Raw genomic sequence first — 15,469 nt, 5'->3', positions numbered from 1 at the left:
ACACTAGAGTTAAAAACTCAAAAATCAATATGCATCATTTTCGTATTTTTCTTTCTACCATTTTATTCTTTACTTCTGGAGTATTAATCGCTCAATCGGGTCTTAATGTCCAACTTCCTTCAACAATTAAGTTTAAAGAGCCTATTGAAGTTGAAGCAACTGAAAAACTGGGTGATTCAATTAAGGTTGGCGAAAAAATGAAAATTAAAGAAATGATTTTCTATAAATCAACAGATGACTCAAAGCCTATAGTCTATTTGAATTTCACTAAATATGCTGACGGTCAAAAATCATTACCAATTAAATATTTCAACAAATTTGTTTATACAAAATGGACCTCCTCAGAACAAGCTTGGAATTCAATATTGATAGATAAAGAGATATCAAAGGGATTTCTATTTAATATAAATTCAAAAGCTGGATTTCAATACGATTTAAGGAACGATATGTTTATCGAATCAAATGAGTACCTCGATAAGCTTATTCAAAGTGATAGAATCTTCAAAGATGACTATTTTGAGGATTACCTTTATTCACTTGTAACAAAAATACACCCCGGTGTTTTGTCTGACGGTCGACCTGGAAATATATCAATCAAAATTTTAAAGAATACAGAGCCAAACGCTTTTTGTTTAGCTAATGGCACGATCCTTGTAACAACCGGTTTGCTCTCAACAATTGAAAGTGAAGATGAATTGATTGCTATTTTAACCCACGAGATTGCTCACTTTGTTCTGGATCACGCTGTTTCAAATTATAATATGGAAGCTGATAGGAAAAAGAAAGCTGAGTTTTGGGCTGTGTTTGCTACAGCGGTAGCTACAACGGCAGATATTTATATGAGCTCTAATAACAAGAATCACCCTACGGGATTACTAACATATAGCGTAGCTGTTGCCTCAGCTGTCATTTCTAATGAAGTTTTGAAAAAATTAGGGCTAAAATATTCAAGAGAACAAGAACTAGAAGCTGACCAAGCAGCTCGTCAAATTTTAAATGTTTTAAATTATAACAAGTTTGCTCTTGATGTTGCACTAAAGAGAATTAAATATCACAACATTATTACCGGAAATTATATGGCACTTTCTGGTTCAGGAAGCCATCCTAATATCGATGAAAGGATCGATGCTGAATCGAATCAAATAGATGAAGCCAAATTTACTAAGCAGGAGTATTTATCGAAAGTATCTTTTATTAATTCATATAATGCTGAAATAGAGCTTTATTACTCTCACCATTTGAAAGCATTAGGACTAGTTGATAAAAATATCAAAAGTAATATAGCAACCGAAACTGACTATATAGTAAAAGCAAGTATACTTAGAAGACTTTATAATTCGAAGGAAAAAATGGATGAGGTGTTGGGTCTTCTTACCAAGGCTAAGTCTCTAAATGTAACAAAAGACATAATCTTAAATAAAGAGGAAGGTATAACACTTTCTCGAATTGGGCGAAATATTGAAGCAAAAAAATCATTTGATTTATATTTACTTGGCTTAAATGAGTTACTAAAAAAGGATGATAAAAATTCTCTAATTAATGATGAGATAGAATGGGCTAGGAAAATGATATTTAAGGTTAGTCAGATTGGAGATAATGTCGGAAAATAGAATATGGATAAGCCATTAGAAACATTACTTGACTTTATACCTTTTGAATGGGCATTCAAGCTTATATCTAATCGAGATAGCTTGGAAATTATAAAGGAAGAATTAGATGATTATGTTAATTTTCAAACCTTATTGTAAGTGTCCCTAATTAACAGACAGTAATTCATTTGTATAAACCTTTTGTGTTTTGTCGAGATGGAGGTATTGGGGTTTTGAATTTGGCACAAAGGCAAGTCCAAGACCAATGATGGTCCATGACATCAAGAAATAAATGATCTTTTTTATTAAAGTCCTCCAAACCTAAATTGTAAGCCGAAAAACACCATAAGGAGGGCAACTAGGGTGATGAATCGGATGTGTAAAACCATCATGGGGAGATTGACTAAACTTAGTTTAGGTATGATGAAAATGCGGGCATGAAGTGCCAATAAAAGGCTAAGGACTAATAAACTTAATTTGAGGATAATATTTCTTTGAATGGCATTATCCCAATTAAATTGAATACCATATTGAAATATAGCCATCCAAACTCCTGTGATAATTTGTATGACTAAACTTGGTATGCCAATGGGTTCAAAATGTTTTTCAAAATTAAGTATGAGATTAATATCCTTGTTTGCGGAAGCCTTAGGAACTATTTGCAAACTCAATATGAGATGTCCTCCCACCCAGATGCAAGCTCCAATGATATGTAATAAAAGTAAAGTATGATATAGCATTTCTTATAAATCTTTCTTTTTAAAATAGCGTAGGGAGCAGATAAATGGAATAATTACCCAAAGCACTAAGGTGCCCAATGAAAGGGCAATTCCACCTGTGGTGCCGAAAAAATCTTTGAAAATGGCTCCTGTATATCCCATCAGTGCGGATACGTCCATCTGCATGAGAATGAGAATTCGTGCCAAGTCAATGGGGTTAAGCATGCTGATTAGGATCATGAATTTTTCAATGGGGTAGTCGGCCCATTGGAATAGCATGAATAAAACAATACCATCAAAAATAATGGCATAAAACAACCAAAGAATAATGGAAAGGCCAATTCCTTTAGCTTTATCCTTGGTTAAAACTGCGGCCAATAAGGCAATGGCTGTAAATATAAAAGTCAAAAGTAGTCCACAAATCACGAGCATTAAGCCAAGGAAACTCGGTTCAAAAAAGAGGATGACAATACCAGTACCAACAAAAAAAGCCAAACCTAGTGCTGAGATTAAGCCAATAAAAAGACTCCACCAAATGGTATTTCTTCTTAAGGGTTGACTGAGTAGCAATTCAATAAATTCACTGCTATTGTACATGTAAATCGTAGAGAAAATCAAACAGACCAATGGGACTATCATAAGGATGATGTTCAACATACTCAACAATCCTTTGGAAGAAGTATCCTCTAAACTAAATACGCTCAATGAGGCTAGCAATAAAATGAGGGTATAAAATAGGACGATCCGATTTCGGATGATGTCAGCAATGACGTGTTTATATATCTTGTTCATGGGCTTCTAAGCAATGATCTTGGCAATCATTTTGGATAATTTCACTTCTTGGGTCTCTTGCTGTAAAGCTTTTAAGGTTTTTTGAAATAAGACCTGACCATCTTGCATGTAGATAACTTCGGTAATCATTTCATCTAGTTCGCTCAACACGTGTGATGAAATGATGGTGGATTTACCTCTTGCTTTCTCTTTTAGAATTTTTTGTTTCAATATTTCAGAAGAAAGTGGATCCAATCCTGCCGTAGGTTCATCTAAAATCAAAATGTCTGGTTGAAATAAAAAAGCCAAGCAAGCGCCTACTTTTTGCCGCATTCCACCAGATAAGGTCCCCATTCTTTTATGGTAAATTTCTTTTAAGTGGTATTGTTCGATCAATTCTTCGTCCAAATCCTTTTGATCTTTCCTAATATCAATCATCATGGACATAACTTCGCCAATAGTCATATTTTCTGGATAGCGTGTCATTTGAGGCATAAAGCCAATTTTAGCTCGATATGCCCATTGACCAGTGATATTTTCCCCTTGAAAAATGACTTTACCAGTGTCAGGCAGTACCATTTGTAAAATGCTTTTAATTAATGTCGTTTTTCCGCTTCCATTTGGACCAATCAAGGCAATACACGCGCCTGGACGGCATATTATATGCACATCTTTAAGTACCTGTTGATTTCCAAAACGCTTGTTAATGTGTTCCGTGATGATCATAATTTGATCGGTTTAATGAGTGGAAATTGATCTTTTAATTGTTCAGGAGTTAGGCTTGGAATTAATTTCTCTGTCTTGTCCATCAAGGCAGAAATGAAACTTCGGAACATGATGAGTGTGGTTGGATTTTTTTCTAAAATAATGGAAAACAAACTGACGGGCCTAAAAGGGATATCTCCAATGTGATCTCGATTTAAATCATAGCCATCGTATTTATCCCAATAATTACCATCGAAATTGTTTAGGACAAGTGTACCATTGGTACTCACATCAAAGGTGTTGTTCAAAAAATTATTGTGGTGTATGGTCATATCTTGACAACTAGCTTGAATTTTAAGTCCCCAACCATTGCTCGAAAAAGTGTTTTTACTCATGTTAACCCGACTAACCCCCTCTAGGTAAATGCCCGTCGTGTTTTTTTCAAAATGATTTCCCCGAATGATACCATCTGAAATCTCTTTGAGCAGGATTCCATAAGACGCATCCCCCCAATTTTGATGAAATGTATTGTAAAACATGTTGACATGATTAGAAAACATGACGGCTACCCCAGCCCCATTGTTGGTGAAAATATTGGAGATATAGGTGTCATTATTCGAAAACATAAAGTGTAAACCGTATCGTAGATTACGGAATGAACGATTATTTTTAATGACCGAATGTGTCACAAATTCAAAATAAATCCCATCGCGGTGGCCAGTAATTACATTGTTTTGAATGTGTAAATTGCTGCTGTTCCAGCAGTGAATACCATTACCACTTTGTTGCTCCTCAATCCCATAGGCAATGATTCGGTTGTTTTTGATGGCACAATGTTTTCCATATTGGACATATATCCCAAAGAATGAATTTGTGATTAGGTTTTGAATAATTTGTACATACTGAGAATCGTAGATTTTGATTCCAGCCAAATCTTTTAAACTGGATATACCCGAATTACGGATATGAAAACCTTGGATGGTGACATGTGATGCTTTGATAGATAAAACTTCATATTTACCCTCCCCATCCAAAATAGGTAATCCTTGACCAATGATGCGTAGGGGTTTGTCGATGATGAGGTTATGTTCATGGTAAACACCTTGTTTAACTAGGATGCTATCACCAGGTCGTGCATGCCGGATGGCTTCTGCTAAAGTCATAAACCCCTCATTCTTTCCTACCATCCAAGTACTTGCTTGGGTAGAAGGAAGAAATATGGTAATGAAAAGGAATAAGATGAGGTAAGTTTTACGAGTAATCATTGGCGAAGACTTTCCCAAGTTTTTTCTTCTCCAGCCAAAGCTTGGTTGTTTTTGACTAATTCATTTTTATCAATAAATGCAGCTAAATTTCCAGCCATAGGACTTCCTAAAGTGGGACTTGAAATGAAAGAGGCTTGAGTAGCCAGGACTAATTCATGTTTCCCAGAAAAGTTGCTGACATAAATATCTTTGACTTGAGTCGCCTTATTGATATGTAAATAAGCTAGTAAGCATTTTACATCATCAAAAGGGAGAGTCTTTCCTTGTTGGGTTAAAATGGCAGCCGCAAATCGGATATCGCTTATCCCCATTTTACAAAAATGGCAATTATCTCGACCGACCTGAATGGGTCTTACTTCGATGGTACAAGCTTGAAAAAGGAATAATACAGGTAAGAAGAATAAAACTGATCTGGGGCTTTTGGAAAAACGCAATTCCAAAATGACCCCAGTCAGTAACATCAAACCAATAGCGATAAATATCCAACCTCCTACATCAGGCATTGAGTATGCTCCAAAGTTTAATAATTGTTTGAAACCAATTAAAGGAGGTTGATAAGCCATACCAGGCACTTGAATAGCAGCATTAGGGTCTAAATCATGGCCATAATTGTATTCCCATTTCCAGAAGTCCACCATGGCAACAATTCCAAATAAGACAAAGGCAAAAAAGAGAAAAAAGAGTATTTTTTTACGATTAACCCAGGCTCCAATGAAAAACAAAATGGCAAAACCCACAATGATATAAGGTAATACAGTAAATTCTATAAAGTCCTCTTTGTGCATGGTTTTCATTCCAATGTAGTGGTTTAAACCATTGATGATATCCACGTTTCCTCGAATATCATTGGCATGAATTTGAAGGCTCAATCCTTCAGGATATTGAGGAGCATCTAATTCAATTTTCCATATCGGTAAATAAACCACAAAGAGTAATAATAAGGAGGAGATGAAAAGCAACATGCGTGCAGGTTTTCCCATTTGATGAGTATTCATATGTTAGGCAATTTAAACTATTTACTTGGAGGTAATAAAACACCATCAATTACATGAATGATGCCATTGGATGCAGGAACAGAGGCAATGATGGTGGCAGAATTATTTAACATGATTTTACCATTTTTGATACTGATGGTTACATTGTCGCTATTCACCATGCCTAAAACTTGACCATCTTGTAAATAATCAGCTTTTAGAGCCGAAACCGTCACATGATATTGAAGAATATTCTGTAAATCGGCTTTTTTCTCATCGGTCATAAGGGCAGCTAAAGTAGCTTTGTCTAATTTGTCAAAAGCGGCATTAGTTGGGGCAAAGACGGTAAAAGGTCCAGCATTAGATAGGGAAGTAACTAATTCCGCTTGTTTTAAAGCAGCCACTAAGGTGCTATGATCCTTGGAACCCACTGCCACTTTCACGACATCTTGTTGAGAATCATCATCTTTGACATTTTCTTGGCCACCAGCATTCGCAGTGGTTTCCGTTGAACTGGAAGAAGTATCTGCCTCCGAGCTAGAACATGCTGCGGTGAATATGAACATGGCAGCCAACATAGTTATGGATAAAACTTTCATAATGGTTCAAATTAACATGGAAGAAAAAGGAGAGTATGGGATGCCATACTCTCCCGATTAAATTAGTTTTTTGCTATGGGTTTAGTCTTACCTAAACTAAAGCTTAGTGGTACACTACTTCCCTTGGGAGATACTCGAATGTAGCCAGACATTTCTTGGTGTAATGCGCTACAGAAGTCCGTACAGTACATAGGGAAAATACCTACTCGATCGGGTTCCCATTTCATGGTTTGAGTTTCACCTGGCATGATGAGTAATTCAGCATTGGTAGCTCCTTTGATGGCAAAACCATGAGGCACATCCCAATCTTGCTCTAAGTTTGTCACATGGAAATACACCACATCACCCATTTTGATACCTTCAATGTTGTCTGGAGCAAAGTGAGAACGAATGGAAGTCATGTATACATGGACCACATTTCCTTCTCTAACAACTTTCGCCTGGCCTTCGCCTTTGGTTACGTACTTGTTCTCATTCTCATTGATCTTGTAAAACTTAATGGACCGATCTTTGACTAAATCTGCCGAAATAGCTTGCGCATAGTGTGGTTCACCAATGGTAGGGAAGTCGAGGATCATCTCCATCTTATCACCGCTGATATCATACAATTGCGCACTTTGAGTCAACTCTGGACCTGTAGGCAAGTAGCGATCTTTTGTAATTTTATTATAAGCAATTAGGTATTTAGCATTAGGTTTCTTGCTGTCTCCACCTGGGATACATAAGTGACCTACAGAATAGTAAGTTGGCGCACGATCAAGCACTTTCAAGTCTTTGATGTTCCATTTAACCACTTCACTTGATACGAAGAAGGTAGTATAAGCATTTCCTTTTCCATCAAATTCAGTATGCAATGGTCCAAGACCTGGTTTTTTCACTTCACCATATAAAGCAGCTTCGTATTTGATTACTGGTATTCCTTCAAAGCTTCCATCAAACTGTTTTCCTTCAATAGCCTTAATCATTTTGTCAAAGCTAAATACTGGAATTAATGCAGCTAATTTACCAGAACCCACAATGTATTCGCCAGTTGGGTCAACGTCACATCCGTGTGGAGATTTTGGGCATGGAATGAAATAGCAGATATCTTTTAATGCTTTGGCATCCAACACCAAGACCTCTTTTTTCATTTCAGAAGTAGCAGTGTGGGTCTTCTCACTGTATTTATTATGTGCATATTTAGCCGCTACTCTTTTTGCTTTTCCCGCTTTGATGTATTCCTCTGCTTTCTTCCAATTGACTGCCATAATGAAGTCTTTATCGCGCTGAGAAGCATTCACTTCTAAAAGTGTATTGGCTTGTTCGGTGTTATAACAGGAGAAGAAAAACCATCCATTGGACTTGCCTTTTCCCGCATGACTTAAGTCGAAGTTTACTCCTGGGCATTCAATTTGGAAGGCCAAATCCATTTCTCCACTTTCTTTTTTCACTGAGATGAAACTGATATATCCTTTGAATTTTTCTTTGTAGGTATTAATAGGAATATCGCCATTGGCATTATCAGGTGGAACGGAGAAACGAGTACCTGCAACCACATATTCCGTATTTTCTGTGATGAAAGGAGAGGAGTGATTACCGGCACTATTCGGCAGCTCTATAATTTCTGCAGTTTTAAAGCTAGCTAAATCAATACGGGCCACACGGGGTGTATTATTGGCATTTCCGAAAACCCATCGACCATCTACTTCTCCATTTGTTTGAGAAAGTTCTGTATGGTGAAGGTCATCCCAAGGGACAAACCCATGGGAAGTGTTTAACATGGGTTTTGTCTCTTCACTGTAGCCATAACCTTTTTCTGGATCAACAGAAAATACGGGTATAACGCGGAATAAACGACCACTAGGTAGTCCATAGACACTCATTTGTCCGGAGAAACCGCCAGAAACTAGATTGTAAAATTCATCATATTTTCCTGGGGCGACATAGGCTTTTTCCGCCGAACCAGAGGAAGAAGCATTTCCTGCGTTTTTAGGTTTACAAGATTGGAATGCCACTCCTGTTATCATAAAAAGCGCTAGGATTTTGGTTAAATTAGTCTTCATGTGCTTATTTATTTGAAATTTATTTTACGCCGTCGTTTTGACGCATGTACTCATATAATGATTTAGCTTCATCATCACTTAAGTTTTGATTTGGCATTCTTACTAAGCATAATTCAAGCTGGGCTTGAGCAGCAGGATCTTTGTTGATCATTTCATCCGTATTAGTCATGAAATTCAAAATCCACGCTGGAGTATGTCGACTAGTCACCCCTTTCCAACCTGGACCAACTAATTTTTCATCAGTTAATTTGTGACAGCTACCACATTTGACATCGGATGCCGCTTTTCCTTTTTCGGCTAAGGCTTTGTCGAGGGTTGGGCTAATCACTACGTCGGTAAATTTTCCAGTACCACGTTTAGGATCATAATCTGGGTTTCCTCCTGTACTTTCAGAGGAGGCAGCTTGGGCACTTGAATCCGCGGAAGCATTGGATCCATCATTACTTCCGCAAGACGTTAGCCAAAGGCTCAAGGCAAGCATCATTGTTAATGTTTTCATTGTATGATTTTTTTGTTGTGACAATGTTAGAGCTCAGATATTTTGAACTTTATGCGTGCAATCATAAAGCATGCGTTTGAGTTTGTACGTATTTATAATACTTCAGGTAAAGTGTTGAAAATCAATGTATTGTGTTGGTTTTCAGCCTGTTTGGCCAAATGTGATTTTAATCACAAATTGACATGATTTCGCTCATGTTTCAACTCGGCAGAAAGCACTTGTTTCGTTAAAATTTTCCATCATGATTGACGAAAAATTATTGGTTACTTGGGGAGGAACATACCGTACTTTAGAAAAAAATGAGATTCTTTTTTCGGAAGGAACAGAATGTCTATTTTACTACCAATTAGTGGAAGGTCAATTGAAATGGGTCAATATTACGGATGATGGAAAGGAATACTTACAACTATTAATTAATCCTGGAGAAAGTTTAGGTGAAATGCCCTTATTTGATGATGGAAGCTATGTTTCATCTGCCATATCTTTAGTGAAATCCATTGTCATACGATTACCGAAGTTTAGCTTTCATGAGTTGTTAAAAGAAAATCCTGAAATACATTTTGAATTGTCTAAGCGATTGGCTCAATACCTTCGTTTCAAGTTCTTTTTATTGAAAGAAATGACCAGTAATGAACCTGAAAAATTAGTGGTAGCTGTTTTGAATTATCTGAAAGATACCCAACAATATGTTTCATTAGATGATCATCTGGTTCATTTGACGCGTCAGCAGATTGCAGATTTAACAGGTTTGAGAGTAGAAACGGTTATTCGTGTAATCCGAAATTTACATGTGGAGGGCAAGTTGAAAATTGAAAATAGAAAAGTCTTTTTGTTTGAATAAGTAGATGATATGAAAGGTAAAGGAGCCAATTTTTGGTTACAAATAGCTTTATTTAATTTAGTGGTAGTGGCCATGTTAGGGGTAATACTTCGATATAAAATTGCCTTTTCATTTCCACAAATTCATCAAAAACATTTGTTGCACGGTCACTCTCATTTTGCTTTTTCTGCTTGGGTAGGTCAAATGATTATGACCCTATTGGCGTATAATTTGAAAGATAGAAATCAAGGGAAATCACCTTTTGAATTTACCTCTTTACTTGCTTGGAATACCATCACAGCATTTATGATGCTTTTCGCCTTTGTTTATCAAGGCTATGGTCCTATTTCTATCTTTTTTTCTACACTGAGTACAGCTATTAATTTTCTATTCTGCTTTCGGGTTTGGTTGTATATGCGTCGCAATTCTGCAAGTTCCCTGGGAGATTATTACATCAAAGCTAGCATCATTTTTAATGTTTTGTCTTCTTTGGGAACCATCTTTTTGGCCTATTTGATGTCCAATAAAATCAATCATCCTGAGAAGTATTTAGCATCTGTTTACTATTATTTACACTTTCAATATAATGGTTATTTTATCTTTTCTTGCTTAGGGCTTTTTACTTATTTGTTGGATCAAATCGGTATTCAAATTACCCATTCAAAACGTATTTTTTGGCTATTTCTGGGTAGTTTGGCACCCGCATATTTACTATCCATCATGTGGGCTAAATTGCCTTTATTCGTCTATGTTATATTAGTTTTAGCTGCCGTGATTCAGTTTTTGGCTTGGTTTTATTGGTTATACCAAGTGACAAAGGTGCGATCTCAAATAAAACAAGGCATCCCAGCTATGGTTAGCTTTTTATGGATTTTAGTAGCCTTGGCAGCAAGCTTAAAATTTAGTCTACAATTGCTATCCATTATTCCAAGTCTGAGTGAATATGCTTTTGGCTTTAGGCCCGTAGTTATTGCCTATTTACATTTAGTTTTATTGGGTGTGGTAAGCTTGTTTTTATTAGGTTTTGCTCTTTGGAAAGAATACATTCATTTTAATGGGATGTTAAAACTTGCTTTAGGATTATTTATTGGAGGTATATTTTTCAATGAATTTATCCTCATGTTGCAAGGAATGAGCTTTTTGAATTTAGTTCAAATTCCGTTTAGTAATGAAATCTTGTTTGGGATAGCTATAATGATGTTCTTGGGGGCACTTGGAATATTTTTGAGTCAAAGAATGAAACATTATTTTATTAATAATTAACTCTGTGTACATAAACTTAGTCGTATAATTTTGCGAACCACCATGAAACGAATTATTGCCATCCTTTTATTGATTGCCATTCAATTGCCTCTCATGAGTCAATGGGCATCGGTGGCATATTATCAAGTGAATCGGAATTATATCGCTAAAAATCTGTGCGAAAATCGGGATAAGCCCAAGTTGAATTGTAACGGTCAATGTTATTTGGCTAAAAAATTGAAAGCCGCAGAAGACAAGGAGCAAAAATCGAATTCAGAACGATTGGAAAAAATGCCGGAAATTCAATTAGCTTGTGAGCAACTTCCAAACCTGGCTTTCCAATTATCTTTTTTTGAATTTGCAGAAGATCATTATCCGCCGGCTGAATTGGAAACCCAGTCTTCTATTCTTTTACCTTTTCACCCTCCTCGTTGGAGCTAATTTCTTGATTCTAAGGCTTGTATAAACTCATCAAGCTTATTTTCTCATGTAAATTAGTTTAAAATGAAAGCTTTATTTTTAGCGTTCTTTTGCTTGCTGGCATTGGCAAGTAATGCGCAATTACGTACCTGTAAAATTCTAAATGCCCATACTCAAGAACCCATCATCGGCGCATCCTTAATTCATTCTAATAAAATCATTGCATTAAGTAATGAAAGAGGCGAGTTTTTACTTAAAACGATTCAATCTACAGATGAATATGTAATCTCCTCCTTGGGCTTTCATGTCTTAAAATTAAAAGGGGCAGATTTCAATTCCATCATTCAACTGGAAGAATCCTCTTCGGATTTAACTACCGTGGTTGTTACAGCCTCCCGACAAGCCGCTGTTCGAACAGAGACTCCTGTGGCCATTCATAAGATTAGTGCCGCTATATTGCAGGATACCAAAGCCATCCAGTTGACAGAAATCATAAATAAAGTACCAGGAGTGGTCATGTTGAACTACAACAATGAACAACATGCCATGGGTATTCGTCAGCCATTTGGAACCTCTCCTTATTTTTTGTACATGGAAGATGGTCTACCATTGCGTCCATTGGGCGTTTTTAATCATAATGCGCTTATTGAAACCAATATTCAAGGTTTAAATTCAGTGGAAGTCATTAAAGGACCAGCCTCCTCATTATATGGACCCGAGGCAGTGGGAGGTGCAATTAATTTAATAAGTAAAATGGCACCTGGGACTCCTACAGCATCCATTGGTTTTCAAACGGATGAGTGGGGATATGCTAGGAGCCAATTTACGGCAGGTGGCCAATTGAGTAAAAAATGGGCCTTGATGACGGGTGGCTATATAGCCCAACAAAAAAATGCTTGGGCTTCCAATTCTGATTTTGATAAATCATCCATCAATGTCCGTTTGGATTATCAAATATCCCCGAACACAAAATTATGGTATTCATTTGCCTATAATGATTACTTTTCGCAAACAGGAGGTAATATTGATAGTATCGGGTTTTATTCAAGAACCTATAAAAGCCCAGCTGATTTTACCTACAGAAGTTCTTTTTCTTCTCGTTCTAGAATCACCTTAGAGTTTAAAGGGGCCAATCATTCATTTTCAAGTTTGACGGCCTTTTATCGGGAAAATTCTTTGGGACAAAATCCAGCCTATAGTATTGCTTGGACTGCCCCATCAACAACGGCTTCCGGACAAATCAATTCAAATGATTTTACTAGTTTGGGTATCATGGGGCAACATAGCAGGCAATTCACTTGGCTTAATGCTAAATTGATTACCGGCTTTTTGTTGGATCGCTCTCCTAACACGTATTGGGCTTATCGAATTAATTTGAATGCGACACTTCGTCCAGATAAAAAATCGGTTGAGAAATATGAAATAGCCACCATACTACCTGATTCCTATTTAGCCAATTACCAAGCTGTAATTTGGAATAAGGCTATTTATGCTCAATGGGATTTGCATCCTATTGAACAATTACGCATTTCTTTAGGGGGACGATTTGACGATATGTCATTTGATTATTCTAATTATATCGATCAAAGTACTGGAAATAAATCCTATGCTCAATTTTCTCCAAAGATAGGAATGACTTTTGAAGCTAGTCAGCAAATCGGGTTTTATGCCAATTATTCCAAAGGATTTTCTCCGCCAGCTTTGTCCGCTGTATTTAGAGCGCGTCCTGCTGCTCAAGCAATTGCTACAGGAGAAAAGTTTTATTTAAGTATTAATCCAGCCGTTTTTGATAATTACGAAGTGGGTGGATGGGCTTCCTTGTTTCAATCCAAAGTATTTCTAGACTATTCTATTTATCGAATGAATGGCCAAAACGAATTATTAGGTATTCGTCAGCCAGATAATTCGACTGACTACCAAAGTGCTGGTAAAACCTTGCATGAAGGCATTGAATATGCCATTTCTTATCGCCCAGACAATCAATGGAGTTTTCGATTGGGTGCTACCAATGCCCGACATAAGTTCATAGATTTTGTATTAAGTCAAAAAGCGACTGATGCTTTAAAAAATGTCAACAATAAAGAAATGCCGCAGGCTCCTCATTTTATCGCGAATGTGGAGATTACCTACAAGCCCAAATGGATTAAAGGAGCTCGAGTAGCTTTAGAATGGCAAAGAATTAGCTCTTGGTATCAAAATCAAGTGAATACGGTTTCCTATGCCGAACTGGGATTTGGAGGACTTCCGGGAGTCTCTGTATTGAATTTACGACTAGGTTATCAGTGGAAAGCCTACCAAGTTTTCATGAATGTGATGAATCTGAGTAATGAATTATACGCTAATTCCGCCAGTAGAGGAAATAATGCTACTGACAAAAGTACCTTCACGCCTGCTGCGCCTAGAACCATTAATGTTGGATTGCAAGTGGATGTTTTTCAATTGTTTAAATCGAAATAATCATGAAATATACTTTCCTTTTACCCTTTGTTTTGTTGACCTATTTGAGTGTAGGTCAACAAATCTCCAATCCGAAGCATGTTGCTCAAGATCCGTCATTTACACGTAAGCAAGACGGAAGCCCAGTACTTTCTTGGGTAGAGAAGAAAGGAGATACGGTTATGTTTTTTCGAAAAATTTGGGATAAAACACGTCAGTCTTGGTCTAGCAATGAACTTATTCCTATACATCCAGAGGCTTCTACTCATGCGGAAGGAATGCCTAAGATATCGTATAAAGCGGATGGTACTTGCATTTTAATGTTTGAACTAAATAAGCCTAGTGAGAAATCACGGTTTAGTGGAGACTTGTATTATGCTATGGAGAAGCAAGGTCAATGGAGCAAAGCTCTAACAATACACCGAGATACTACGGCAGGTTTGAGTCATTCTTTTGGTAAAATATTTCCTTTAGCTAATGGAGAAGTGGGGGCACTTTGGCTGGACGTGAAATTGGGACCCCAAGGAAGAACATTGGTATATGCAGAGACTTCCCTGGGTCAGGGGTTTGGTGAAATGCGGGTTTTGGATAAACAAACCTGTGAATGTTGTCGAATTGATGCATTGGCAGATAATCAGGGTAACATAGATCTGATTTATCGAGATTTGAATGATCAAGGAGAAAGGGATATGGCTTATATCCATTCGAATGATTTTGGAAAGACATTTACTTCACCGGTAACATGGATGGCTGATCATTGGCAAGTCAATGCTTGTCCACATGCAGGCCCAAGCTTAGTCAAAGGACCGCATGGTTTGGAAGCGACTTGGTATACGGGGGCAAGTAGTGGTTCTGGAATTAAATGGACTTATCAAGATAAAAAAGAATTGATTTTACATTTGAAAGGAGATAAATATCGACAAGCGCAACTTGCCTCCAACGCTCATGGAGAAGTCGCCATGGTATATGCTCAAATCAAAAAAGAAGGTGAGCGATATTTTAAGCAAATAGGCATGTTTGTAAAAGATCGGCAAGGGAAACTACGCCACCAATGGATATCTAATTCAATAGCAGATTGTTCTTATCCCGTTATTCACTGGAATGGAAAAAAATGGTTAGTTGCCTATGAATCTTGGAAAGGAGAGGAACGGTTAATTGAAGTGAAAGAAGTCAAATAATCGGAATGAATGTAAATAAATAGCTCCAGCATTTAGCCTGCCCCCAAAAAGTTAGACACTTATTGCTACAGCTAATGCGGCAATTGACCTGCTCCCCGTGGTATGTACAACCTAAACTGGAGTTTCGGGGTTATTTTCATGTAATATAATAAATTCTTGCGGACTTAAATTATTTAATGAACTATGTGGTCGAAAAAGGTTGTAATCCCA

At 37.0% G+C, this 15,469-nt stretch carries 16 protein-coding genes; 8 read left to right on the top strand and 8 right to left on the bottom strand.

Annotated elements, in window-relative coordinates; genetic code table 11:
- Positions 1–29: 29 nt before the first annotated feature.
- Positions 30–1,610 carry a M48 family metallopeptidase gene (locus SKC38_RS02820; RefSeq protein ID WP_377974907.1) on the top strand — a complete coding sequence of 527 codons (1,581 nt, stop codon included), beginning with the start codon at positions 30–32 and terminating at the stop codon, positions 1,608–1,610.
- Positions 1,611–1,613: 3 nt separating this feature from the next.
- Complete coding sequence (locus SKC38_RS02815) at positions 1,614–1,748, top strand: hypothetical protein (protein ID WP_377974905.1); 135 nt, start codon at positions 1,614–1,616, stop codon at positions 1,746–1,748.
- A gap of 146 nt (positions 1,749–1,894) precedes the next feature.
- Here the strand turns inward: SKC38_RS02815 and SKC38_RS02810 are convergent, their stop codons facing one another.
- The 8 genes from SKC38_RS02810 to SKC38_RS02775 form a co-directional block, all read right to left on the bottom strand.
- Entirely contained in the window at positions 1,895–2,329 is a 435-nt protein-coding gene (locus SKC38_RS02810) for a CopD family protein (RefSeq protein WP_377974903.1), read from the bottom strand.
- Between the two features lie 3 nt (positions 2,330–2,332).
- On the bottom strand, positions 2,333–3,100 hold the full coding sequence (locus SKC38_RS02805; protein ID WP_377974901.1) for an ABC transporter permease subunit: 768 nt from the start codon (positions 3,098–3,100) through the stop codon (positions 2,333–2,335).
- A gap of 6 nt (positions 3,101–3,106) precedes the next feature.
- Entirely contained in the window at positions 3,107–3,805 is a 699-nt protein-coding gene (locus SKC38_RS02800; RefSeq protein ID WP_377974899.1) for an ABC transporter ATP-binding protein, read from the bottom strand.
- Positions 3,802–5,049 (bottom strand): nitrous oxide reductase family maturation protein NosD, encoded by a 1,248-nt coding sequence (locus SKC38_RS02795; protein WP_377974898.1) that lies wholly within the window; start codon positions 5,047–5,049, stop codon positions 3,802–3,804. The genes SKC38_RS02800 and SKC38_RS02795 overlap by 4 nt, the downstream gene beginning before the upstream one ends.
- Entirely contained in the window at positions 5,046–6,044 is a 999-nt protein-coding gene (locus tag SKC38_RS02790) for a nitrous oxide reductase accessory protein NosL (protein ID WP_377974896.1), read from the bottom strand. The genes SKC38_RS02795 and SKC38_RS02790 overlap by 4 nt, the downstream gene beginning before the upstream one ends.
- A gap of 17 nt (positions 6,045–6,061) precedes the next feature.
- Positions 6,062–6,622: a fasciclin domain-containing protein gene (locus SKC38_RS02785; protein WP_377974894.1), complete on the bottom strand. Its 561-nt coding sequence runs from the start codon at positions 6,620–6,622 to the stop codon at positions 6,062–6,064.
- Positions 6,623–6,684: 62 nt separating this feature from the next.
- Entirely contained in the window at positions 6,685–8,664 is a 1,980-nt protein-coding gene (gene nosZ / locus SKC38_RS02780) for a Sec-dependent nitrous-oxide reductase (RefSeq protein ID WP_377974892.1), read from the bottom strand.
- 19 nt (positions 8,665–8,683) lie between these two features.
- On the bottom strand, positions 8,684–9,163 hold the full coding sequence (locus SKC38_RS02775) for a c-type cytochrome (protein ID WP_377974890.1): 480 nt from the start codon (positions 9,161–9,163) through the stop codon (positions 8,684–8,686).
- A 51-nt stretch (positions 9,164–9,214) separates the two neighbouring features.
- Here SKC38_RS02775 and SKC38_RS02770 point away from each other — a divergent pair, with 51 nt between their 5' ends.
- The 6 genes from SKC38_RS02770 (at position 9,215) to SKC38_RS02745 (ending at position 15,259) form a co-directional block, all read left to right on the top strand.
- Positions 9,215–9,349 (top strand): hypothetical protein, encoded by a 135-nt coding sequence (locus tag SKC38_RS02770; protein WP_377974889.1) that lies wholly within the window; start codon positions 9,215–9,217, stop codon positions 9,347–9,349.
- A gap of 55 nt (positions 9,350–9,404) precedes the next feature.
- Entirely contained in the window at positions 9,405–10,004 is a 600-nt protein-coding gene (locus SKC38_RS02765; protein WP_377974887.1) for a Crp/Fnr family transcriptional regulator, read from the top strand.
- Between the two features lie 9 nt (positions 10,005–10,013).
- Entirely contained in the window at positions 10,014–11,246 is a 1,233-nt protein-coding gene (locus tag SKC38_RS02760) for a hypothetical protein (protein ID WP_377974886.1), read from the top strand.
- A 42-nt stretch (positions 11,247–11,288) separates the two neighbouring features.
- Complete coding sequence (locus tag SKC38_RS02755; protein ID WP_377974884.1) at positions 11,289–11,666, top strand: hypothetical protein; 378 nt, start codon at positions 11,289–11,291, stop codon at positions 11,664–11,666.
- A 63-nt stretch (positions 11,667–11,729) separates the two neighbouring features.
- On the top strand, positions 11,730–14,102 hold the full coding sequence (locus SKC38_RS02750) for a TonB-dependent receptor (protein ID WP_377974883.1): 2,373 nt from the start codon (positions 11,730–11,732) through the stop codon (positions 14,100–14,102).
- Positions 14,103–14,104: 2 nt separating this feature from the next.
- Entirely contained in the window at positions 14,105–15,259 is a 1,155-nt protein-coding gene (locus SKC38_RS02745) for a hypothetical protein (protein ID WP_377974881.1), read from the top strand.
- The last annotated feature ends 210 nt before the right edge of the window (positions 15,260–15,469 follow it).

The sequence above is a fragment of the Aquirufa echingensis genome, assembly GCF_042714525.1.
In the GTDB taxonomy this organism is placed as follows: domain Bacteria; phylum Bacteroidota; class Bacteroidia; order Cytophagales; family Spirosomataceae; genus Aquirufa; species Aquirufa echingensis.
The sequence above is the reverse complement of the archived record's forward strand: the minus strand, read 5'-3'. Positions and strand labels throughout refer to the sequence as shown.

Coding starts and splice junctions, on each gene's coding strand:
- SKC38_RS02820 (WP_377974907.1), top strand. CDS start 30: ATGCATCATTTTCGTATTTTTCTTTCTACCATTTTATTCTTTACTTCT.
- SKC38_RS02815 (WP_377974905.1), top strand. CDS start 1,614: ATGGATAAGCCATTAGAAACATTACTTGACTTTATACCTTTTGAATGG.
- SKC38_RS02810 (WP_377974903.1), bottom strand. CDS start 2,329: ATGCTATATCATACTTTACTTTTATTACATATCATTGGAGCTTGCATC.
- SKC38_RS02805 (WP_377974901.1), bottom strand. CDS start 3,100: ATGAACAAGATATATAAACACGTCATTGCTGACATCATCCGAAATCGG.
- SKC38_RS02800 (WP_377974899.1), bottom strand. CDS start 3,805: ATGATCATCACGGAACACATTAACAAGCGTTTTGGAAATCAACAGGTA.
- SKC38_RS02795 (WP_377974898.1), bottom strand. CDS start 5,049: ATGATTACTCGTAAAACTTACCTCATCTTATTCCTTTTCATTACCATA.
- SKC38_RS02790 (WP_377974896.1), bottom strand. CDS start 6,044: ATGAATACTCATCAAATGGGAAAACCTGCACGCATGTTGCTTTTCATC.
- SKC38_RS02785 (WP_377974894.1), bottom strand. CDS start 6,622: ATGAAAGTTTTATCCATAACTATGTTGGCTGCCATGTTCATATTCACC.
- nosZ (WP_377974892.1), bottom strand. CDS start 8,664: ATGAAGACTAATTTAACCAAAATCCTAGCGCTTTTTATGATAACAGGA.
- SKC38_RS02775 (WP_377974890.1), bottom strand. CDS start 9,163: ATGAAAACATTAACAATGATGCTTGCCTTGAGCCTTTGGCTAACGTCT.
- SKC38_RS02770 (WP_377974889.1), top strand. CDS start 9,215: ATGCGTGCAATCATAAAGCATGCGTTTGAGTTTGTACGTATTTATAAT.
- SKC38_RS02765 (WP_377974887.1), top strand. CDS start 9,405: ATGATTGACGAAAAATTATTGGTTACTTGGGGAGGAACATACCGTACT.
- SKC38_RS02760 (WP_377974886.1), top strand. CDS start 10,014: ATGAAAGGTAAAGGAGCCAATTTTTGGTTACAAATAGCTTTATTTAAT.
- SKC38_RS02755 (WP_377974884.1), top strand. CDS start 11,289: ATGAAACGAATTATTGCCATCCTTTTATTGATTGCCATTCAATTGCCT.
- SKC38_RS02750 (WP_377974883.1), top strand. CDS start 11,730: ATGAAAGCTTTATTTTTAGCGTTCTTTTGCTTGCTGGCATTGGCAAGT.
- SKC38_RS02745 (WP_377974881.1), top strand. CDS start 14,105: ATGAAATATACTTTCCTTTTACCCTTTGTTTTGTTGACCTATTTGAGT.